This window comes from Muricomes intestini, assembly GCF_004346165.1.
GTDB lineage: Bacteria > Bacillota > Clostridia > Lachnospirales > Lachnospiraceae > Muricomes > Muricomes intestini.
This window is the reverse complement of record NZ_SLZZ01000022.1, coordinates 12,771-33,921: the sequence shown is the minus strand read 5'-3', so window position 1 is coordinate 33,921 and position 21,151 is coordinate 12,771. Positions and strand designations below refer to the sequence as shown.

Annotated in this window: 16 protein-coding genes; 4 read left to right on the top strand and 12 right to left on the bottom strand. The window is 44.0% G+C overall.

What is annotated here, in order from left to right; translation table 11 throughout:
* Positions 1-25: 25 nt before the first annotated feature.
* Genes EDD59_RS13450 through EDD59_RS13440 form a run of 3 tightly spaced genes read right to left on the bottom strand, consistent with a single transcriptional unit; the run spans position 26 to position 5,374 of the window.
* Complete coding sequence (locus EDD59_RS13450; protein ID WP_132382744.1) at positions 26-793, bottom strand: hypothetical protein; 768 nt, start codon at positions 791-793, stop codon at positions 26-28.
* Positions 768-2,051 carry a DUF5716 family protein gene (locus tag EDD59_RS13445; RefSeq protein ID WP_132382742.1) on the bottom strand — a complete coding sequence of 428 codons (1,284 nt, stop codon included), beginning with the start codon at positions 2,049-2,051 and terminating at the stop codon, positions 768-770. The genes EDD59_RS13450 and EDD59_RS13445 overlap by 26 nt, the downstream gene beginning before the upstream one ends.
* Positions 2,052-2,083: 32 nt before the next feature.
* Positions 2,084-5,374 (bottom strand): DUF5717 family protein, encoded by a 3,291-nt coding sequence (locus tag EDD59_RS13440; protein ID WP_132382740.1) that lies wholly within the window; start codon positions 5,372-5,374, stop codon positions 2,084-2,086.
* Between the two features lie 123 nt (positions 5,375-5,497).
* On the opposite strand from EDD59_RS13440, the gene EDD59_RS13435 reads away from it, so the two are divergent.
* On the top strand, positions 5,498-6,592 hold the full coding sequence (locus EDD59_RS13435) for a pyridoxal phosphate-dependent aminotransferase (RefSeq protein ID WP_132382738.1): 1,095 nt from the start codon (positions 5,498-5,500) through the stop codon (positions 6,590-6,592).
* A 33-nt stretch (positions 6,593-6,625) separates the two neighbouring features.
* On the opposite strand, the gene EDD59_RS13430 is transcribed toward EDD59_RS13435, so the two are convergent.
* The 3 genes from EDD59_RS13430 to EDD59_RS13420 are packed head-to-tail and all read right to left on the bottom strand — an operon-like array spanning position 6,626 to position 8,072.
* Complete coding sequence (locus EDD59_RS13430; RefSeq protein WP_132382736.1) at positions 6,626-6,973, bottom strand: cupin domain-containing protein; 348 nt, start codon at positions 6,971-6,973, stop codon at positions 6,626-6,628.
* Positions 6,974-6,992: 19 nt separating this feature from the next.
* Positions 6,993-7,433 (bottom strand): GNAT family N-acetyltransferase, encoded by a 441-nt coding sequence (locus tag EDD59_RS13425; protein WP_132382734.1) that lies wholly within the window; start codon positions 7,431-7,433, stop codon positions 6,993-6,995.
* Between the two features lie 21 nt (positions 7,434-7,454).
* Positions 7,455-8,072 (bottom strand): TetR/AcrR family transcriptional regulator, encoded by a 618-nt coding sequence (locus EDD59_RS13420; protein ID WP_132382732.1) that lies wholly within the window; start codon positions 8,070-8,072, stop codon positions 7,455-7,457.
* A 227-nt stretch (positions 8,073-8,299) separates the two neighbouring features.
* Between EDD59_RS13420 and EDD59_RS13415 the strand changes: the two genes are divergently transcribed.
* The 3 genes from EDD59_RS13415 to EDD59_RS13405 all read left to right on the top strand — a co-directional run bounded on the left by EDD59_RS13415 (position 8,300) and on the right by EDD59_RS13405 (position 12,892).
* Entirely contained in the window at positions 8,300-10,309 is a 2,010-nt protein-coding gene (locus tag EDD59_RS13415) for an oxidoreductase (RefSeq protein WP_132382730.1), read from the top strand.
* A gap of 509 nt (positions 10,310-10,818) precedes the next feature.
* Complete coding sequence (locus EDD59_RS13410; RefSeq protein WP_132382728.1) at positions 10,819-11,256, top strand: phasin family protein; 438 nt, start codon at positions 10,819-10,821, stop codon at positions 11,254-11,256.
* A gap of 16 nt (positions 11,257-11,272) precedes the next feature.
* On the top strand, positions 11,273-12,892 hold the full coding sequence (locus tag EDD59_RS13405; protein WP_132382726.1) for an ABC1 kinase family protein: 1,620 nt from the start codon (positions 11,273-11,275) through the stop codon (positions 12,890-12,892).
* A gap of 88 nt (positions 12,893-12,980) precedes the next feature.
* On the opposite strand, the gene EDD59_RS13400 is transcribed toward EDD59_RS13405, so the two are convergent.
* The 6 genes from EDD59_RS13400 to EDD59_RS13375 all read right to left on the bottom strand — a co-directional run bounded on the left by EDD59_RS13400 (position 12,981) and on the right by EDD59_RS13375 (position 21,126).
* On the bottom strand, positions 12,981-15,032 hold the full coding sequence (locus EDD59_RS13400) for a transglutaminase-like domain-containing protein (protein ID WP_132382724.1): 2,052 nt from the start codon (positions 15,030-15,032) through the stop codon (positions 12,981-12,983).
* 12 nt (positions 15,033-15,044) lie between these two features.
* On the bottom strand, positions 15,045-15,956 hold the full coding sequence (locus EDD59_RS13395) for a DUF58 domain-containing protein (protein WP_132382722.1): 912 nt from the start codon (positions 15,954-15,956) through the stop codon (positions 15,045-15,047).
* On the bottom strand, positions 15,941-16,912 hold the full coding sequence (locus tag EDD59_RS13390) for an AAA family ATPase (RefSeq protein ID WP_132382720.1): 972 nt from the start codon (positions 16,910-16,912) through the stop codon (positions 15,941-15,943). Before EDD59_RS13390 ends, EDD59_RS13395 begins: the two co-directional genes overlap by 16 nt.
* A 124-nt stretch (positions 16,913-17,036) precedes the next feature.
* Positions 17,037-18,668, bottom strand: a complete 1,632-nt coding sequence (gene hcp, locus EDD59_RS13385) for a hydroxylamine reductase (RefSeq protein WP_132382718.1) — start codon at positions 18,666-18,668, stop codon at positions 17,037-17,039.
* A gap of 153 nt (positions 18,669-18,821) precedes the next feature.
* On the bottom strand, positions 18,822-19,481 hold the full coding sequence (locus tag EDD59_RS13380) for a P-II family nitrogen regulator (RefSeq protein WP_132382716.1): 660 nt from the start codon (positions 19,479-19,481) through the stop codon (positions 18,822-18,824).
* The gene (locus tag EDD59_RS13375) at positions 19,474-21,126 is read right to left on the bottom strand and encodes a DUF1538 domain-containing protein (protein ID WP_330572139.1); all 1,653 of its coding nucleotides are present in this window, start codon (positions 21,124-21,126) and stop codon (positions 19,474-19,476) included. Before EDD59_RS13375 ends, EDD59_RS13380 begins: the two co-directional genes overlap by 8 nt.
* Positions 21,127-21,151: the final 25 nt, after the last annotated feature.

Below are 21,151 nucleotides of genomic sequence, written 5' to 3'. Positions count from 1 at the left end.
TAAAACACACTTCACTTCCCCGGTTCTATATGTGGCTTCTTCTATACTGTTGCTTCCATTTTTCCAGCAGTGCAGCACTTCGCTCCATCTGTAAGTGCTCCTTGATATCTTCCATCTCCTGCCGCATTTGGGCATTGACCTCCACATAATCATCATGCTTCGTCAACAAAATATGATACTCCTCCAGGGACATATATTTATAAGATGCATAGAGATATGGCTTTAGCAGCTGGGTATCTTCGCATATCTGATAAGCTCTGTCATACATCTTGGCCGACTCCTGATACAGAAAAAGCCTTCCGTAGGCGGCTCCCAGGCCGGCATAAATCTTCCCATAGAACTTGGGATCCACACTCTCATCCGCTTCCTCATTGAGTATGGCCTGATACACAAGAATTGCCTCCTCAATTTCACCGCTCTCTAAAAGGTTGTCTCCCTTGAATTTCTGCCTCTCAATATCCTTCTGATTCTTCAGACGCTCCAGCACATTCTGAATACGGATCATCTCCGGCTCTCTGAATATCCTGGAGCTTTTCAAGATTGTCAAAACAAACTTCTCCACCGAACCGCGCATGCGGATAACGTCCCTTAAGTCTGCCGCCAGTTCCGGCATTCCAATCTCCTCGTCCAGCCATGTACAGAGCTGTTCATTCATAATTGTGTAATCCACCAGATAAAGATTATTACACAGATAATAGCATAATTCCTCAATTGTAAATATCTTACAATGGATCCTTGTAATTTCATAGGGATGCGTTGCATGTCTGTCATGACAGAGAATTAAACTTCCCATCGTTGCCTCCTAAATGTATAATCTTCTCCTCCTGGAAATCTGTAGGCAGGAAGAACTCTCCAAAGCCTACATCACGCACAGTGATCTTGCAGGTCTTCTCATCCAGAAATAGAGTTTCAATCTGAAGCCGCATAGAATACTCCCCTCTTTTCGGGAAGTTTTTTAAAGAAATCACTTCCGTCTTCAAGGTTCCCTGAACAAGAGATTCAACGTGCAGTTCAATGTCCTCAACATCTTCCAGCAGTACCTCCCACTGATTGTTGGACTCATACCAGTGCGCCCCCCAGGAGACGATAGGATACCACATTTCCTGTCCATCCACCCTCATATTAACTGTAATCTGGTCTGTCAGCTTTGTCTCCGACAGATACACCGGATCCTCAATATGCATGAACATCTTACGGTATGCTGTATAACAGGCACCCTTACTGTAAAGATTGTTCCCGATAAATGCCCGTCTTCCGTTGCACAAAACCCGCAGGGATGTGGGGTACCAGTTATTCTCAAAACCTTCTCCTGTCAAAAAAACGGAGGAAACAATCCGCTTATCGAATACACCTTCGATGAACTTAGTGAAACGTGCATCTGCCTCCTTTGCCTTGTCTTCATTCAACACAGGATAGACCGCGGCCAGTTCCTTCATATGAGCGCTTGCCACCTCGTCCACAGTTACAAACGTAGTCTTGCCGCCCCCCAGGCCGGGCTTTAACCGGCGCAGCATGTATGCCCTGATCTCATTTCTTTCACAGCAAAACAATGCCGCCTCATATTGCCAGAGCTCCTTCGGCTGATAAAACAAATAGTTACAGAAGCTTTCTTTATAGTCCTGGATAAAAATATGCCTTTTATCAACATTCATTCTGACCGCAATTCCCCGCAGGAGACGCGCCAACTCTTCAGTCAGCTCCGGCACACTAAAGACAATGCCTTCTATCTGCGGAAAAGGCTGCAGGGACATTTGAATGAACTTGGACAGAAGCCATACCGCATCATATGTCTCTTCCCCAAATTCAATCTTCTCTCCTGCCAGGCTCTTCTCCAAAAGCCTGGTCACTGTAAATCCTTCTTTAACAGTCACAAGACGCTTCGCCTCTTTGCCGTAGGCCCATGTATCTCTCAGCTTACCGATAATCAGAGGAATCTGATAATTATCAGAATCCACCTCCAGAGTCTCCGGTTCAAGCTGCTGATCGTTATAGAAGCTGATCTGGCAGGCCTTATCATTTATTTCATATCCAATTATATTGCCTTGTCCCACGATAAACCTCCTGCTTATGCTGATTGTTTCTCTTAATACCTTCCAAACATATGTACCGCTACTGCATCTTCTACTGCATAGGATTTCATCCTGTTTTCTCTCTCTTCGCCTTCACACAGGAGAATATCATTCAGGCGGCCATATCTCCCTAATTCCCCAGCCTCTACTTCCTTTATGCAGATTTCCTTATCACTGCGGTATGTATTGCCGTCGATTGTCTCTTTGAAATAATATTTCAGCTTTTCATTTGCAAACAGGACAAACTTTTTCACATAAAGGTCCTCATACATTGGGGTCAGCACTTCCATGGAATAATCCACCTCTTCAAAATCTCCCTTCTGGAGCTGATAGTAAAGCATAACACGGCTGCCCTTCTGACCTTTATATTCGATTAAGGTCTTGTCCCAGAGCTGAAGCTCAATCAACCAGTCCTTTTCATAGGCAAGGAAAAATGGAAAGTAAATCTGTTTTCCGCTGAGCTCCTGCAGAAACTTCTTCAATGTCTTGCGCGTCCCGGAACTGTATTCCCGGTTCGAATAATATTTCAGAACTGCAATCTTACAGATATCAATAGTGTCTTCTCCCTTTTCATACTCTTTACATATGATGTCGATTACACTCTTGCCTATCTTCCGGTCTTCCACCACATAACCTCTGGCCATATAGGCAAGATATGCCTGCTGAAGCCTGAAGTACGCACCTTCCGCATAATATTCCTCAAATATCTGTACCTCTGCAAATAACTCCTCCGAAAACAACATCTGTGTCAGAATCCGTTCTGCCAGGTTATGAGTATGAACCTCGTATTCTTTTGCCTCCCGCCAAAGCCTTTTCATGTCCACAGTTGCACCACAGTAGTAATTTGCAAGATAAGTCAGAATCACCTTGTCATAATTTCCCTGTTTAAACAGCTCAAAACAGATATAGGTCAGAAAATCATCATTCTCGTAATTGTTCTCCCTGATCGTTTTACTGCAGAAGGTGAACAATTCTTCTTCCTCGTAATTTTCTACCCCTTTTCCCTTGACAACGTCCAGGGTCAGAGGCTCCTCTTCTTCCTTCTGCCGGCTCATGCGCATACCGTTTAAATACTTTTTGCACATGTCCATATAGCGAAGCTCATAAAACAGCCGGCGGCTCTCATAAGGAATAGAGTCAGTGTAATGCCTTCCGTCCCTGGCCTCCCACACAAGACGGTCGGTCTTTGAATAAAGGAATACCTGTGCTCCTCTGTCAGTATAAGGTACTCTCTGCACAATATTCCCGTCGTCGGCTATGACATAAATAAACTTCATGTTCGGTATTTTGGTTGTAATTTCATAGGCATAGCAAATATCAAACAGTGCCTTAATCCGCTCTGTGTTCATGGCCTCCTCTACAATGAATCGCTTGTAGATAATACGCAGCCTCTCATCAATGTGTCGTCTTTCCAGCTGATTCCACGCAAATGCCTCCATCTCATCCCTGTAATGAGCATAAATTTCACTGGATTCATCTTCATATGTGATGAGATTTGAATACAATAGTGCACACTTGCGATAATCCAACATGTTTCCATGCATAAAATATAAATACACGGATCTGGGCAGTGCCTTATGAAAACGCTCCTCCTGGATAGAGACCATATAATATTCATATAGCTGTGCAATCTTTTGCTCCGATTCCACAGCATCTTCATACCATTTAAAATATTCCGGGCCCACACAGTTCCCTTTAATCAGCAGTGTACAGATAGCTGTAAGAATCATATACTCTTCATACATCTTATATGACAGAACCAGTGTTTCAAAAAGATGTCTGTCAAATTGCTTCAGCTGACTTGCCAGATTTGCCGTGTACAGAGCCAGCTCTTTTGTCATAAGCTTATGCTTTGCCGCGAAGTGAAGTACCTGCACCTCAAAGGTGCCCAGTTTCTTCAAAGAAGAGCTCTTATCACGGAAGCACTTAAAGGCCTCCATATAGAACCACACACTATGTGCCTTCTCCTCATAGAACTGACGTTCCAGCGCACGCAGACGCTCACTATAAATTTTATATTCTGAATCCACATTCACCAGCATACAGAGAATCATCCAGCTCTCCGGATGCTTCAAATAAGATTTGGACAATTCCTCTGCCACCCGCCTCTGGCCAATGGAGTCATTGCTCAATAAGGTAGTAAGATATAAATAATAAGAGCTTATTTCCACATTTTTACCTATAGCAAATCGATTGTAATTGTAAGACTCCAAAATCAGTTTTGCCTCGTCAAAACGATTTCCAAGAAGACAGATGTGGGCATGAACAAGAAGATATATTTCGTTTCTGCCGTTCTCATTCCGCAGATGTTCAATCTTCTTCAGTGACTCTTCCGTCCATGTGTTTAAATCAATCCGGCCCGCCTCATAAGTCAGGTACCTCTGGACAATGCTGACAAATTCCTTGTCTGCAGCACGGTATTCCTCGTCCCGCCTTACATCCTTTTCCACTACAATCTCATATTTGAGTGTCTCATAAGGTGTCTCAAGAATAATCTGACCAAAGTTGCTTCCCCTGTGGAGATGCTCTGTTGAAATGATATACTCCAGACGGTATGAATTTCCTATAAACTCTTCGGTGGTAACCTTGGAATGCTCTACTGTCAGGAAATCTCCTGCCGTATATACATCCACAAACAAAAATCCCCATGTATTTTTCTTCACTGTAAGGGTCTCTTTCCGTGCCTGCTCCACCTCCATAAATGCACGGCTCTCTTCTTCCAGTGTCAGGAATATCTTCTCCTTCTGCTTACAGCCCACCAGAAACTCTTCAAGTGCCTGCTGGTCCAGCTCCCACTTGCGCATATTGTTGTACAGTGCCTGTATGCGCTTGTCCTCATATTTCAATATCTCGTAAAAGTCTCTGGAGCGGAACAGCTTCTCCGCTTCTGCTGAGTCTCTGAAAGAAAGCTTCTTAAAATCCTCCAGGCTCTGGACTTTTCCATAACTTGTCATTACAAAAGGCTTCTCAATGATTGCCGTAAACGCAACATTGTATTCTCCTCCGTTGCAGACAATCGTAAATCTTCCATGCTCCACATGTCCCGGCAGCAATCCTGAGCCGTCATATGTATAATAAATATTAACCGGATTCCCATCAAAGCCCTGTTCTTCACAATGGACACGATAAGAAGAGGGGTATACAAGCCCCCTGATCGTTCCCTCTCCCTGATTCTGCAGGGAAAAACTTCCTTTGTACATCTCACCTTCCCCGACGCGCATAATAATCCGTGTCTCCGGGAAAATAATCTCCGGCTGAGGAATATGAAAATCCCCTTTGGAAAGACGTTTAATCTTATTTTTCAAGTTGGTCACCTACTCATATTTCTTTCATTGCATTTTTTCATAAGCACGCTATAATGAATTATATCATCTTTATGGTATTTCTTGCAACGGGTGAATAAAAGATTTTGAAAGGAGATTGTATACATGAGTACAATTTCAAGTTTTCACGGCAGTGATTTAGAAAAAGTTGCTGAGCACTACAAAATTCCTAAGGATTCTATCGTCAACTTCGGTGCTAATGTAAATCCTCTGGGGCTTTCCGAAAAGGTAAAGGGTGAAGTGGCCCGCCATCTGGATATTATCTCCTCCTATCCAGACAGAGAATATACTGACCTGCGCCGTGTCATCGGAAGTTACTGCCATGTCTCCCCTGACTATGTAATGGTGGGGAACGGTTCCACCGAACTCATCGCCCTTCTCATAGAACAGAGATGTCCGAAAAAAACTCTGATACTTGGCCCCACTTACTCTGAATATGCAAGAGAACTCTCCTTCTCCGAAAGTATACAGGAATACTATCATCTCAATCCAGATGAAAATTTCCGGCTGGATATTTCAGACTTTACTAAAAAGCTGCAGAATTGCTATGACCTGCTCATCATATGCAATCCAAATAACCCCACTTCCTCTGCAGTTACTACGGAAGAGATGCGGAGGATTCTCGAAATATGCAGGGAATTACAGACTTTCGTCATGGTTGACGAGACCTACGTGGAGTTTGCCTCTGATGTCTCAGAAGTCACTGCCATGTCTCTTGTGGAGGATTTTGATAATCTCATGATTCTGCGGGGGGTCTCCAAATTCTTTGCCGCTCCCGGCCTCCGCTTAGGGTATGGAGTTACCGGAAATACTTCCTTCCTCGCCGCTGTCAAAGAACACCAGATTCCCTGGTCTTTAAACAGCATAGGAGCCTTCGCGGGCAAGCTTATGCTGGAGGACACAGAATATATTCAGAAAACCCGCTCCCTCATTCTCAGTGAAAGAGCCCGGATGCTGCAGGAGCTGCGCCGTTTTCCGCAGATTACCGTTTATGAGGCCCAGGCCAACTTCATACTGATTCATATACACAAGGACAGGATTACTGCCGCAGATGTCTTCGTCTCCTGCATAAAAAATGGACTCATGATACGTGACTGCTCCTCCTTCCAGTGTCTGGAAGGTGAATATGTACGTTTCTGTATCATGCGTCCCGAAGATAATTTACGGCTGCTGAAAGCACTTGGGGAGACGATTTCATGAACACTCCTGACAGAACGGCCTCCACATAGTCTTCTATTTTGTTTTTAGTATTAAAGCTACAAATACAAGATCCTCGTTCCCTGTGTTTTTAGCCCCATGTCCTTTTCCGTCTTCACAGAACAGGACATCTCCCGCTCCTATAGGGACTGCTTTGCCATCATCATCGTACATTCCCCGCCCTGAAAGGATATAATAGGTTTCTGTCTCCCCATGATGCTCATGATATCCCAACTCACAATTTGGCTTCAGCGTAACCTGAGAAAACATTCCACAATGGCTGCCCAGCTGTTCCGGTGTAAGCAGAGCCTCTTTCATAATAAACCCGGCCCCTCCGTTTGCTCTTTCTACTGTTTCTACTTTTCTTTCTCCTGCTTTTGTCATGCCATTTTTCCTCCTGTTTTTAAAATGTCTTTACCATCTGGCGGTAATCCAGATCTTTATATCCCAATCTTTTATAAAGTTCCCTTGCTCTGGTGTTATCCTCTTCCACCTCCAGGCGGAAGCGTGTGACTTCCTCTTCCCGGTTCTTTTCTACATAATTGAAGAATTCACTGCCTAATCCTTTCGAGCGGTACTTCTCCATGATATAAAGCTCTTCCAGCCAGTACACATACCCTCCTGCTTCCTGAGAAAATGTCTTAACCAGCATTCCATATCCTGCCGGTTTCCCCTCATATTCCATGATATAAATCTTTACATAGGTGTCACTTTTCATGCACTCCTCAAAAGTACGCTCTATATAAGAATCCGGTATCGGATGCAGTACCGCCGGCGAACGGTAAAAATCATGTGCCATATTCAGATATAATTCTTTGTCGTCTAATTCTAATTCGCGTATCATAATTTCTTAGTTAACCTCCTGTTAGCTTTTATCATTTTGCACCCATTCCTTTTCTTCTTCGACACAAGAAGATTCGACCTGCAGGATAGAAATCAATGAATCGTGTATTTCCTGACTTTCATTGAAAGCACCGTCCTTCGTACACCATATAAGACAAATTCCAAGAATCTGATTTCGGATTGTGTGGTAGATGTCCAGCGGGGCTCGGGAATTGAGAAATTGCCCTTCCCTCTGCCCTTTTTTTATTATCTGCAGTGTATTTTCTTTCGTGCTGTCCTCTGCAGACGGGAAAAAAGTAGAACGGCCATTTTGCAGATTTATCATAATAATAGTTGACAATATGTCAGAGCCCATCTCCACTGTCCAGTCTATGGTAGGCTTAAAAAGAAGCCACAGCTTCAGCCAGCAATTGTCGGTAGTAATGATTTTGGACTGATATTGCTGTGGAATTTCGATATCATCATAGAAAGAGTCGATAATAGCGTCTTTGCTATTAAAATGATAATAAAAGGTTCCCCTTTGGATATTCAGAGAATCACAGATATCTTTTATAGATACATTTTGATATCCTTTATCTTTAAATAACCCTATTGCTGTGTTTATAATTGTAATCTTAGTTTTTGCTCCATCACTTGGCATATAAGTACCTCTGCTATAAATATATAGGATGATACCAGGGTCAAAAGGTCATACGTTTCATGCTTGCATGAAAAAGCATGACCTTTTGACCCTGGTATCATAGGATAACTGTACCATAAAAAAAATATAGTGTAAATAGCACTTCTTTTTATTGACAAAATAATAACAATGCTATATAGTTTAAATTATACATGTGTATAAAATAAACTATATAGGAGGCAAAGAATATGGGAAGACTTCAGGCTATATCTAGGCCCTGGAAAATCGGGAACATGGAAATCAAAAACAGAACTGTTATGGCGGCAATGGGTATACATTCTCAGCGGATGGTAAACCATGATAACAGTTACACACAGGATGGCATCGACTATTTTGTTGAAAGAGCCAAAGGAGGCATAGGTTTAATTATAACAGGCGGAATGGCTGTACAAAATAAATATGATTCCGTAGAAGGCGGAAACTGTGTGTTAAATTCCGGCGATGAATTTATTACAAATACCAGGAAACTGACTGACGAAGTACATAAATATGGAGCAAAGATCGTCTGTCAGTTAAGTGCCGCCTCAGGACGTACTGCACCGGTGTGGTTTATGTCCGGAGAACCAATTGCTCCATCTGACGGACTCCCCAATGTCTGGAAGCCGGAGATTAAGCACCGCGCATTAACAAAAGAAGATATTGAGATGTATTTACACGGCTTTGAAGTAGGCGCCAGATTATGCAAGGATGCCGGATTTGACGGTGTTGAAATCCATGCAATGCACGAGGGCTACTTACTGGATCAGTTTTCATTGGCAAATATGAATACCCGGGAGGATGAATATGGCGGCCCCAGACTGGAAAACCGTTTAAGGTTTGCAAAGGAAATTGTAGAAAGAATTCACGCTGCCTGTGGTGACGATTTTCCGGTCCTTATGCGCTATAGCGTGACATCAAAAATGAAGGGCTTTAATCAGGGTGCATTACCTGGTGAAACATTTGATGAATTCGGTCGTACAAGAGAAGAGTCTATAGAAGTGGCAAGGCTGCTGGAAAAATACGGATATGCTGCTTTAGATGCAGATAATGGTACCTATGATTCCTGGTTCTGGGCACATCCTCCGGTATATATGCCGGAAGCATGCAATCTGGAAGACTGCGCATTTATCAAAGAAAAGGTAAACATTCCCGTAATCTGCGCAGGGCGTATGGAAGATCCTGCGGCAGATGACAAAGCTATCAGGGAAGGGAAAATTGACGCGATTGGTCTGGCAAGAAGCTTATTGGCCGATCCCTATTGGCCCAAAAAGGCTATGAATGACAAGGCAGAGCATATTCGCCCCTGCATCGCCTGTCATGTTGGCTGTCTGCAGAGAATCTTTAATATGAAGGATATGAGTTGCGCATTGAATCCCGCCTGCTGCAATGAAAAGGCTTATGAGTTAAAACCCACCGCTTCGCCAAAGAATGTGATGGTAATTGGCGGGGGTATCGCCGGTATGGAGACCGCAAGGGTCTGTGCTTTGAGAGGTCATAAAGTAGACTTGTATGAAAAGGCAGACCGCCTGGGAGGAATGTTTATCGCAGCTTCATCTATGAGCTTTAAGAAGGCAGACAGGAAACTCATCTCCTGGTATGAACAGCAGATGAAAGAGACAGGTGTTACTGTCCATATGAATTGTAACGTGACGACCGACCATGTCAAGCTCGAGAACCCAGATGTGGTTTATGTCGCAACAGGTTCTGCTCCCAGGATTTTATCAGGCGTTCCCGGGTCCGATTCTCCCCATGTAGTATCGGCAGTAGATGCGCTTCTTGGCAAGAAGCCGATCGGTGAGCATGTGGTAATTATAGGCGGCGGTCTTACAGGCATTGAAATTGCTTATGAGCAGGCTTTGACAGGAAAAGAAGTAAATGTTGTAGAAGTTCTTCCAGAAATCTTATCTAAAAAAGAAGATTTATGTGCGGCAAACGAAAACATGCTCAGAATGGCTATTGAGCAATATCATATAGGCATCCATACAGATACACAAATTGTTCAGATTTCTGAGGACAGTGTTACAATTGAAAAAGACGGAAAACAGACAGTCCTTCCGTCCGATACAGTCATCAGCAGTATTGGATATATTTCTGAGCATTCACTTGCAGAGCAATTGGAAGATTGTGGAGTGCAGTTCGAAACACTTGGAGACTGTGATCACGTATCCAACTTAATGGGTGCAATATGGAAAGCATTTGAATCCGCAAGCAAAATTTAAAGTACAAACTGCCCGCAATAAATTTACCCCACCCATTTCAGCAAAAACCTTTGCGTTCTTAGAAATTATGGGTATAATATAGGTAACTAACAAGGAGGGCAGAAATATTTACACATTGGCCGTGCAAGCTCGCTTGCTAAGGACAATTTGTAAATATTTCTATTCGGCGCTTAGCCGAAGCGAGATGCAGCGAAGCGCATGTCCTTGGTTAGCAACCGTAGTGTGGTTGCTTAACAAGGACGGTACCCTTGGGGTGCAGTCGAGCTAGCCCTCTGGAATAGAGGAAGGCAAAAAATTTACACATTGGTCGTGCAAGCTCGCTTGCTAAGGACAATTTGTAAATATCTCTATTCGGCGCTTAGCCGAAGCGAGATGCAGCGAAGCGCATGTCCTTGGTTAGCAACCGTAGTGTGGTTGCTTAACAAGGACGGTACCCTTGGGGTGCAGTCGAGCTAGCCCTCCGGAATAATGCTTTATTTATCACATAAACACAGGAAGGATGGTACAGTATGGAATTAAGCGAAGGATTAAAGAAAATATTTCTTGCTGGTGTAGGCGCCGTTGCAACTACAGCCGAAACAGCAAAAGATGTGGTGGACACTCTGGTAAAAAAAGGTGAACTTACCGTCGACCAGGGAAAGGTTTTAAATGAGGAGCTTAAACAGAGCACAAAGACGAAGGTAAAAGAACATGTTTCAGTCACTGTAGTAAAAGAATTTAAAGATGCTATGGCCGCGGTAAACCATATGTCTCCCGAGGAGCTGGAAGAACTAAAAGAAAAGATTGCAAAAGCTGAAAAGAGCACCAAAGCTGAAGCTGCTGACGCCCCGTCAGAACCCGCTGGAGAAGAACAAGAAGACAAAGGAACTGAAAAACCCGCTGAAGAAAAAACAGATAAAGAAACAGCTGATCCTGACAATTCATTTACCGGCAATTCAGAAAACTAATGATAGGGAATTATCTATGGATAAGACAAATGCAGCTCAGATTCAACGTGAAAATGTGGCTCCGGCTTCCCAAAAGCGGCTTGGCGAGATTCTTAGTGTACTAAGAAGGCATCAGATCACACATGGTCTGACTCCTGTCAGGCTCCGGGAAATACTGGAGGACTTAGGACCCACCTATGTAAAGCTTGGACAGATTATGTCCATGCGCTCAGATATGCTCCCGGAAAACTATTGCCGGGAGCTTACAAAACTGCGCACAGAAGTGAAGCCTTTACCCTACGGTTTGGTGTCCCGCCTCATTGAAGATGAGCTAAAAGAGCCTGTGGAAAATATCTTTTCCCACATAGATGAGATACCCCTTGGCTCCGCCTCCATTGCCCAGGTACATCCTGCTGTGCTGAAAGATGGCAGGAAGGTTGTAATCAAGATCCAGAGACCTTCTATCAGAGAGATTATGAAAAATGATATTTCTCTGATGAAAAAGGCAACAGGTATTTTGAAACTGGCCACAGGGACCAAAGGATTGATTGATTTTAATACGATTCTGGATGAGCTCTGGAAAACCTCCCAGGAGGAGATGAATTTTATTCAGGAGGCGGCAAACCTGGATTTGTTCTATGCCAATCAGAAAGATATCGCCTATGTAACCTGCCCCCAGGTCTTTCATGCGTTTACTACGCCCCGGCTTCTTGTCATGGATTATATTGACGGGATTCAGATTGATGAAATTGAACATCTGAAGGAACTGGGCTATGACATGACAGAAATCGGTCAAAAAACCGCTGAAAATTACTGTAAACAAATATTGGAGGACGGGTTTTTCCATGCGGATCCCCACCCCGGCAACCTCTGGATTTCCGGCGGACAGATTGCATGGCTTGATCTCGGCATGACAGGACAACTGCCCGAGCACAACAAACAGCTGCTGAAAAAAGCAATCGCTGCCATCCTGGAACAGGACATTTATTCATTAAAGAATGTCCTTCTGACTTTTGGCGAACCACAGGACAGGGTAAACCATGCACGGTTGTACACAGATATTGACGATATCCTCAACAGATATCTATCCATGGATTTTGGCACCATGAAACTGGGTGATCTGATAGACCGGCTGTTTTCACTGTTGAAGGAACACCGGCTTGCTATCACACCGGATATCACTCTGCTCGGCCGCAGTATGATTACCATGGAAGGAACGCTTACCCTCTGCGCCCCCGATGTGAGTATTCTACAGATACTTTCTGCCCACATGTCCTCTCTTATGCTGAAGGAAATAGATGTAAAAAAATTGTTACGGCATAATGGCCGTAAATTATATGCTTCTCTGGATAAGTCCATGGATATACCCTCCCAGCTTTCAGACTTGTTGAACATCACTAAGAACGGGCAGGCACAGCTCAATCTGCAGCTGTCCGATTCCGAGGAAGTCCGTAAAGATATGCAAAGAACTGCCAACCGGTTTATCTTAAGTTTTATCGCTGCCGCACTATTTATCGGCTCCGGACTTACTGCAGGGATTGATGCAATTCCCCACTGGTTTGGCATACCCTGGATCAGTTTTCTGGGTTACTCCATATCCGGAGTGCTGATACTTGCACTGCTGATCCGTATCCTGTTAGATCACCGAAAAAAGTAAGTGCCTGCGGCTCCGTTTATTTTGAAGGCCAGGATATCTCAAAAAAGGGACTTGAAAACCACCGCCGCAATCAAGATCCTTTCATCTTTTAAAAACTCAAGGGCAGGCACTTCACGTATCTGTACCTTATCTTCTTGCGGACAGTAAGCTTTCCCTGAATAATCCGGGCCTCCTCCATAACAAGGCGATACAGCCTTTCATGAATTTCTTTGGAAGGAGGCTGTTTTCCGAACATCGTCTGCTGAACTGCCTGCTGAATCCATTCCCAATCCTGTCCAGATATTTCCGGCAGGGTTATTTTTAATTTTTCAAAAGCAGAACCACTGAGTGAATTTTCCCTGGGTGTCCCTGCAACCTCCGCGATGTCCCAGAGCATAAGATAGAGAGAAAGAATTCCCCTGCCGTCTGCATATTCTCTGGCCGTTCGAGCCTTCTGTCTTCTTCTGACTGATGCATGAATCCAGAAAAGAAAGGCAGCAAGAACCAGTACCGCTGCTGCGGCCACCCAATTTTCTTTTTGGGCCCGATTGCTGGAAGAGGCGGGGGGCGCTGCCGCAGGATTATCTCCTGTATAAGGGAGCGTATGTTCACGTATCATCCATCCATTGTCATAAGTCTCACACCAGGCATGTCCCATTTCTCCGGTCACTTTTGCCCTGTAACTTCCATCCTCCTGCTTTTCAAATGCCGACACCGGTATGGAATATCCGGCCGCATATCTGGCCGTAAAACCCATCATACGGTACATCAGTGTGGCTGTCGTGGCAAAATGGACACAAAACCCTTTCTTGTTCTCAAACAAAAAATATTCGGCAAAATCCCAATCCCCGGGAGTCGTTCCCGGACTATAAGAATAGACCGTATTTTCCTCAAATTCCGTCTGTATAAAGTTTGCTGCATCCTTCACATTGTAAATGTTCTGCTTTTTACACAACTCCATAAGCCGGGACAAATTCTCCGGATACTGACTGTATTCTGCATAGACCTTATCGTCCGGCTCAACTGTCTGCCAGCTGCTGTCCGCATAATCCTTTCCATATTCCAGCGGCAGATAATAGGTACTCTCAGGTAAAGTGCCGCTCACCACCCACAATCCTTCTCCATCACCAGGCTGAAATGAACCAATATTCCGCAGGTTGGAGTTTTCTGTTCCCGTCAGAAAGGCAGGACGTCCCCCGGAAGATGTGCCGGCTCCCTGCCCCATATCTAAAGGATCATCCTCTGGAACCTGCCCGGAGTCCACATACTTCTCATTATCCTCCTCATTTTTTTCCTGATTAGAAGCATTTTCCCCCTGGTTATCGTCATGCTGCTTTTCTTTACCTGTCCTGACCGCATCCTCCACCTTTTGGATAACTCTGGTCTCAACAAATGCACGGGCCTGAAAATATCGGCCTTCTTTGTTTTCCTTTTTTGCCTCGATTGGTTGTGCAGCTTCCCAAGAAAGTATACTGAGAATCAGAAGAAATCCCCCTGCCGCCACAGCTTCTCTCCAGACTGTTCTGCCACTATGTTTCCCGCTAATGGAATAATAGACTCCCGCTGTAAAAAACAGAGAAATACAGGCTTGTACAGAAGGAAAGGCCCCTTCTACAGCTGCCAGAAACACAGGGAGCATAAGCAGCACAAGAACCACAGCCTTTCCTTTATCCCGGCTCAGCATAAAAGAAAAAACTGCCAGCAAAGGAAGTGTCACAACCGCAATTCCGACACCAAGCCAGACATCTGCCGTAACCGGCACATTATAGAGAAGCAGTGGAACATTTCCTTCATCATGAACCCGCAGATAAGCATTTGCCAAAGAATCAAGAACTGCCACAGTCAAATTTTTGTTTTTCCATATCAGGGACGAAATCAAAATCACTCCGGCTGCCCCGGGAATTATTTTCTTCTTTCCCCGAATGCCCGCGAACCACACGCATAAGGCAGAAAAAGCGAACAAAGGCATATACAGCCATTTTCTGTCCAACTCTATGGGAAAAACAGACAGCAGGCTCTCCCACCAGGCAAGGGCCAGAAATCCGACTGCCAGCGTCCTCGCCAAAAACAGTACAAACTTGTCCATGCTGCCTACGAAAAACTTTTTATCGTTTTCTTTCCACAGCCGTATGCCCGTTTTTTCTGCACGTCTTTTCTTCATTCAACCTTCCCCCTACAGAAGCAAAACATCCTGCTCCTCTCCATTTACACGGATTTTTCCAGCTCCATCAATGACAACAATGCTGCTAAAATGGTCTCCCCAAAATGCATGCTCATAATAAACTTTCATGATGTCCCTGCTTCCATATGGCTCCATATCCAGCATATGATATATAAATTCATAAACAGCTTCTTCGCTGTCTATTTTCCGCTTTATAACTCTTTCATTCTTCTCATCAAACCAGGCTGCCATATGAATACACTTTTCCAGAACCAGTGTAAAGCTTAAACATGCCGCACGCTCCAGCATCTGATCAAGTTCCGTGCTGCTTTGGTTTTCTTTGGATAAGTCCAGCCAGAGGAGCACTGTACATCCAAGGGGAAAACCATATTCTTTCACCATAAACCGATCCTCTTTTGCCGACAGCTTCCAGTGAATATTAGGTAAGATTCCGATTGTTTTTTTCTCCGCCAGCGGAATTGTGCGGTAAAAGAATCCCGGCAAATCATATACTTTCATCTTTTTCAGAGAAATTTCCACACGCCCGCAGTATGATGAAGTGAAATAAAAAAACGTTTCTTGATTACTGTGAGCTTCTGCCATGCCGGATACGCGTTTTTTCGCTTGCCGGGTTTTCCCCTGCAAACCAATTTGGAGCAGGAGCTCATACTTTCCGTTCCAGACAAGAGACTTATTTCTTATCCATAACCCTATCCGCATTTTCCGGTTCTTTTCTCCTGTCTCCGGCAAGCTTCCCAATTCTGCCGTAAGGCTCCTGCAGACAAGGTGCAAATATATGGCTGAAGCCAAAGGATATAAAAATTCCAGAACAAGGGCAACAGACAAAACAGAAGTGTCATACATTACAAATAAATATCCGGTTGTCAGAGCAAACAGTATATATACTGCTATCCTCTTCCCCATTTATCCGCCTTTCCCCTCTTTATGGACGGTGGATTTACCTCCGCCAGAATCTGTTCTAAAATGTCTCCGATTCTTATATGTCCTACTTTTGCTCTCGCGCTCAGCTGTATACGGTGTATTGCAACACAGGAAAATACATCTGTCACATCATCAGGAATCACATAATTCCTGCCCTTTAAATAGGCCCCTGCCTTTGCCATCGCCGTCAGTGCAACCGCCCCCCTGGGGCTTAAGCCCATGACAACATCGTCTCTTCCCCTGGTTGCCTTTGCCAGCTGGGCAATATACGTATAAACCACATCGTGTACATATACTTCCCTAACCTCCTCCTGTGCTTCTTTAAGCCACTGCACCGTCACCACCTTCTCCACTGAATCAGCCGTGCGGCCCCGCCTGCTTCTCTTCAAGATTTCTACCTCTTCTTTCACAGACGGATATCCCATCTTAACACATATCATAAAGCGGTCCAGCTGGGATTCCGGCAGAAGTTGAGTTCCTGCGGACCCCACAGGATTTTCTGTCGCAATTACAACAAACGGCTCCCCGGTCTTCCGGGTTACACCATCCACTGTCACCTGCCGTTCTTCCATGACTTCCAGAAGTGCCGATTGAGTCTTAGGAGAGGCCCGGTTGATTTCATCCGCCAGCAAAAAATTACACATCACAGCACCCGGCTGATAGACAAACTGCTCTGTCTCTTTCTGATATAAAGTAAACCCGGTTAGATCCGCCGGAAGCACATCCGGCGTAAACTGAACCCGCTTCTCCTTTAAACCCATCGCTTTGGAAAACGCCAGAGCCATTGTAGTCTTCCCTGTTCCAGGAATATCCTCCACCAGAACATGTCCTCCCGCGAGAACCGCCATCATAATCTTCTCCGCCACATCCGCCTTCCCCACAATAGCCTTCTGGATCTCTAAAAGCACTCTGCCGGCAGCATTCTGATAATCAGACAAATAAATTCCTCCCCTGCGCCATATTTGACATCATTATATCATATCTACATGAAAATAGAAAAGGAGCGAATCTTGTTTATTTTCAAGATCCGCTCTCTGCATTTATTGCTGCGGGGTATCTGACTTATGCGAAAAATGCTTTCATGTCGTCTTCTACAGTTGTAATTCCTGCGATTCCAAAATTGTCTACCAGAACCTTTGTGACGTTCGGTGACAAGAAGGCCGGCAGTGTCGGTCCTAAGTGGATGTTCTTCACGCCGAGGGACAGCAGGGCTAACAGAACGATAACAGCCTTTTGCTCATACCATGCGATATTATAGATAATCGGGAGGTCATTGATATCATCCAGTCCAAAGACTTCCTGCAATTTCATTGCAATGACTGCCAGTGAATAGGAATCGTTGCACTGACCTGCATCCAGTACTCTGGGAATACCTCCGATATCGCCCAGATTCAGCTTGTTATATCTATACTTTGCACAGCCTGCCGTCAGGATTACTGCATCTTTAGGCAGTGCCTCTGCAAATTCTGTGTAGTAGCTGCGTGACTTCATACGGCCGTCACAGCCTGCCATAACTACAAACTTCTTAATAGCACCTGACTTTACGGCATCTACAATTTTATCTGCCAGTGCGATAACTTGACTGTGGGCAAATCCGCCGACAATCTCTCCTGTCTCTATTTCTACAGGCGGCTGACATTTCTTTGCATGCTCGATGATCTCACTGAAATCTTTCTTACCGTTCTCATCCTCCGGAATATGCTTACAGCCCGGAAATCCTGATGCACCCGAAGTATAAATTCGGCCTTTACAGCTGTCCTTCGGAGGCACAATGCAGTTTGATGTAAACAGAATTGGACCGTTAAAGGTGTCAAATTCTTCTTTCTGTTTCCACCATGCATTTCCGTAATTTCCTACAAAATTAGAATATTTCTTAAATGCCGGATAATAATGGCCCGGTAACATCTCAGAATGTGTATACACGTCTACCCCTGTGCCCTGTGTCTGCTCCAGCAGCATCTCCAGATCATGGAGATCATGTCCGGAAATCAGGATGCCGGGATTTTTGCCCACGCCGATTGGCACGGATGTAATCTCAGGATTTCCATAAGCTGCTGTATTAGCTCCATCCAATGCTGCCATAGCATCCACACCAATTTTTCCTGTCTCCAGGGTCAATGCCACCAAATCATCTACACTCAGGCTGTCATCACGTGTTTTTGCCAAAGCTTCCTGCATGAACCTTTCAATCTCAGGAAAAATCTGTCCATAAGCTTCTGCATGGAACAAATAAGCTGCCATACCTTTCAGGCCATAAGTGATTAATTCTCTTAAACTGCGTATATCCTCATTCTCAGTAACCAGAACACCGACCTGACTGGCTTTTTCATCCCAGTCGCCGTCCCCGTTCCACAAAGCAGCCTCTGTAAGACCTGACTGATTTTTCAGCTCACTTCTTAGCTTCTTAGTGGTATCAACTGTTTTCTGAATCTTATCTATGATTGCTTCATCATCAAAATTGGCATTGGTGATTGTAGTAAATAAATTATCTGTCACCAAATGATTTACAGCTCTTTCAACATCAGTTTCTTCTTCTCTGAGACGGGTGGTCACCTCACTTAATCCACGGGATGCATATACTAATAAATCCTGCAGATTTGCTGTTCTCGGTTTTTTACCACATACTCCGCCATTTGTACAGCCTTTACATCCGACTGTTTCCTGACATTGAAAACAAAACATCTTATTCTCCATACTCACTTGCTCCTTTCATTTCTGTAAATTGTTTTTCATTACATGATTAGAGTTTACGTGATTTAGATTTCTTTTTATGTTGTTAAAACAACATAATCATATTTTTTACTCTGCATCCTTCCTTTTCAGTTCTTATTTAATTTTAAATTTTTCTTATTTATAGATTCCATAAGTTTTATTAGCATTTTGTACATAGATAATCCCATTCCCGGGCTCATCCATATTAAGCTGATCTTTGATCATGGAAGTGATCTCTTCCGTTTTATCTGTCTCTGACAATATGATGACAATCTCTTTCTCCGGCTCAATGTCCATGGAAAATAATTTTCTCGTCTCGTGAATTCCTGAGCCCCTGGCATTCATGATAGTGCCGCCCTTAGAGCCGGCTTTCGTGGCCGCGGTAATTACATCTTCGGCCTTCCCCTTATCTACAATGACTGTGATGACATGATACATAGGGTTCTCTGCACCTCTTTCTTCTTTATTATTCCTGCATACAATATGCTTCGTTCCAAGAATACCACAGATAGATGTTGAAAAAGCTATCCCATGATTTGGTCTGTGGAACTGATATTCTTTATTAAGTTCTTCCAGCGCCATATAAGCGACTTCCCTCTCAGCAGCCATATAGACAATCTCTTTTCTCACCTCGGCAAGTCCCAGAAAATCCAGAAGGCCGCTTCCTGCAGCACCCCTTCCCAGCGTGACTGTCCCGCCGGAAACACCGCATCGCTTTGCTGATTTTATTACTCTGCTGCCCCAATCGTAATTTACAATCATGCAGATCAGCTCAATATTCAGCTTATCATCCATTATTCTCCAGTCCTCCTTTTTTGGATTTCATCTTAAAAATAAGACCCAATATCTGAAGCGCTATTATAGGAGTCATTGCAACCATTGCAATCACACCGAATCCATCTACCAATACATTTGCTCCTTCTATGGATTCAGCAACGCCCTGAGCAAATGCCAGAATAAACGTAGCGGTCATCGGTCCCGAAGCTACACCTCCCGAGTCGAAGGCAATACCCACAAACAACTCCGGCACAAAATATGACAGCACTATTGATATAATAAACCCCGGCAGTAAATAATGCCACAACTTTATTCCCGGAATCAAAATTCTTATAACGGACAAGGCAACAGCTAATGCTACACCCAGAGCCAGGGATACCATTACTACCTTTCTTTTTACATATCCGCTTGTCACTTCCTCGATCTGATGAGTCAGTACATAGACTGCCGGCTCTGCAAGAATCGTGACCATACCGAGTATAAGTCCGACTAAAACAACATATACCGGGCTGTCCATAGAGGCCAGCTTATATCCTACAATACTCCCTACCTCCATAAATCCTGCATTTACCCCCGTCAGGAACAGAACCAGTCCAATAAAGGTAAATAATATTCCAAACAATATCTTCCGTACTTTTGTTTTTGACAACTTAAACGAAACTTTTTGAAATACCAGAAAAATAAGTAATATAGGAGCCAGAGCAACCAGCACTTCCTTTGCTATAGTAGAAACCTGCTGAAAAAATGGTGCAAGAACCGCTGATGATTCTGTCCCGGACATTTCGAGGCTGCCGGAAATTTTATCTGATTTCGTGATAATGCTCATGATTAAAACCCCAAAGATTGCACCTGTGGAGGATATTCCAACAAGACCAAAACTGTCCTTCTCTGAAGATTTACTATCTTTCTTTAATTTTGAAACACCTATTGCAAGAGCCAGTATAAACGGAACCGTCAATGCCCCTGTCGTAGCTCCCGATGCATCAAAAGCTACCGCTATAAATTCCGGAGAAGTAAATATGGCAAGAATCAGAATAATGCCATATAAGATAGTAAGCAGCTTATTGAGTGGAAAATTATAAACGATTCTGGCAAGCCCTATAGATAGCATTACCGCAATGCCTAAGGATACCACAATAAGAATAGCCACCTTCGAAATTAACCCGCCTGTAACCGAATCAACCTGCCCGGCTAGTATATGGAGATCGGGTTCGGCAATGGAAATAAAGAAACCAAGCAGTAAACCGGCGATCACCACAATAGTAACTTTATTCGGCTTTATCATTCCCGCTCCCATGGTATTTCCAATTGGGGTAATGCCCGTATCAACTCCAAGCAAAAATATAGTCAGTCCAATAATAACCAGAAGTGCCCCGATAAGAAATCTAAGCATGACCGGTCTGTCAAGAGGTGTCAAAGTAAAATTAAGTATAATCACGATTGCCGTGATAGGCAGTACGGAAAGCAGGACTTCTTTTAGTTTAGATATAATTACACTCAAATGGGAATCTTCCTTTCTTCTGTTTTTACAATTAACATAGTTTCCTGTGCACAGTGGCCCAAACAGGCCGTCTTTATTATTGTACACAAATTTCCTAAAAGAAGTCAACCCATTAATAGAATAATCAGTCTTTTTCCTCATTCTCTGTAACAGTTCAGCCATCAGCTCGATTTTGCTGCGCTTCATC

Bases quoted from the DNA above. Each gene is read 5' to 3' on its own strand.
- EDD59_RS13450 (WP_132382744.1), bottom strand. From the start codon at position 793: ATGGGAAGTTTAATTCTCTGTCATGACAGACATGCAACGCATCCCTAT.
- EDD59_RS13435 (WP_132382738.1), top strand. From the start codon at position 5,498: ATGAGTACAATTTCAAGTTTTCACGGCAGTGATTTAGAAAAAGTTGCT.
- EDD59_RS13430 (WP_132382736.1), bottom strand. From the start codon at position 6,973: ATGACAAAAGCAGGAGAAAGAAAAGTAGAAACAGTAGAAAGAGCAAAC.
- EDD59_RS13425 (WP_132382734.1), bottom strand. From the start codon at position 7,433: ATGATACGCGAATTAGAATTAGACGACAAAGAATTATATCTGAATATG.
- EDD59_RS13420 (WP_132382732.1), bottom strand. From the start codon at position 8,072: ATGCCAAGTGATGGAGCAAAAACTAAGATTACAATTATAAACACAGCA.
- EDD59_RS13415 (WP_132382730.1), top strand. From the start codon at position 8,300: ATGGGAAGACTTCAGGCTATATCTAGGCCCTGGAAAATCGGGAACATG.
- EDD59_RS13410 (WP_132382728.1), top strand. From the start codon at position 10,819: ATGGAATTAAGCGAAGGATTAAAGAAAATATTTCTTGCTGGTGTAGGC.
- EDD59_RS13405 (WP_132382726.1), top strand. From the start codon at position 11,273: ATGGATAAGACAAATGCAGCTCAGATTCAACGTGAAAATGTGGCTCCG.
- EDD59_RS13400 (WP_132382724.1), bottom strand. From the start codon at position 15,032: ATGAAGAAAAGACGTGCAGAAAAAACGGGCATACGGCTGTGGAAAGAA.
- EDD59_RS13395 (WP_132382722.1), bottom strand. From the start codon at position 15,956: ATGGGGAAGAGGATAGCAGTATATATACTGTTTGCTCTGACAACCGGA.
- hcp (WP_132382718.1), bottom strand. From the start codon at position 18,668: ATGGAGAATAAGATGTTTTGTTTTCAATGTCAGGAAACAGTCGGATGT.
- EDD59_RS13380 (WP_132382716.1), bottom strand. From the start codon at position 19,481: ATGGATGATAAGCTGAATATTGAGCTGATCTGCATGATTGTAAATTAC.
- EDD59_RS13375 (WP_330572139.1), bottom strand. From the start codon at position 21,126: ATGGCTGAACTGTTACAGAGAATGAGGAAAAAGACTGATTATTCTATT.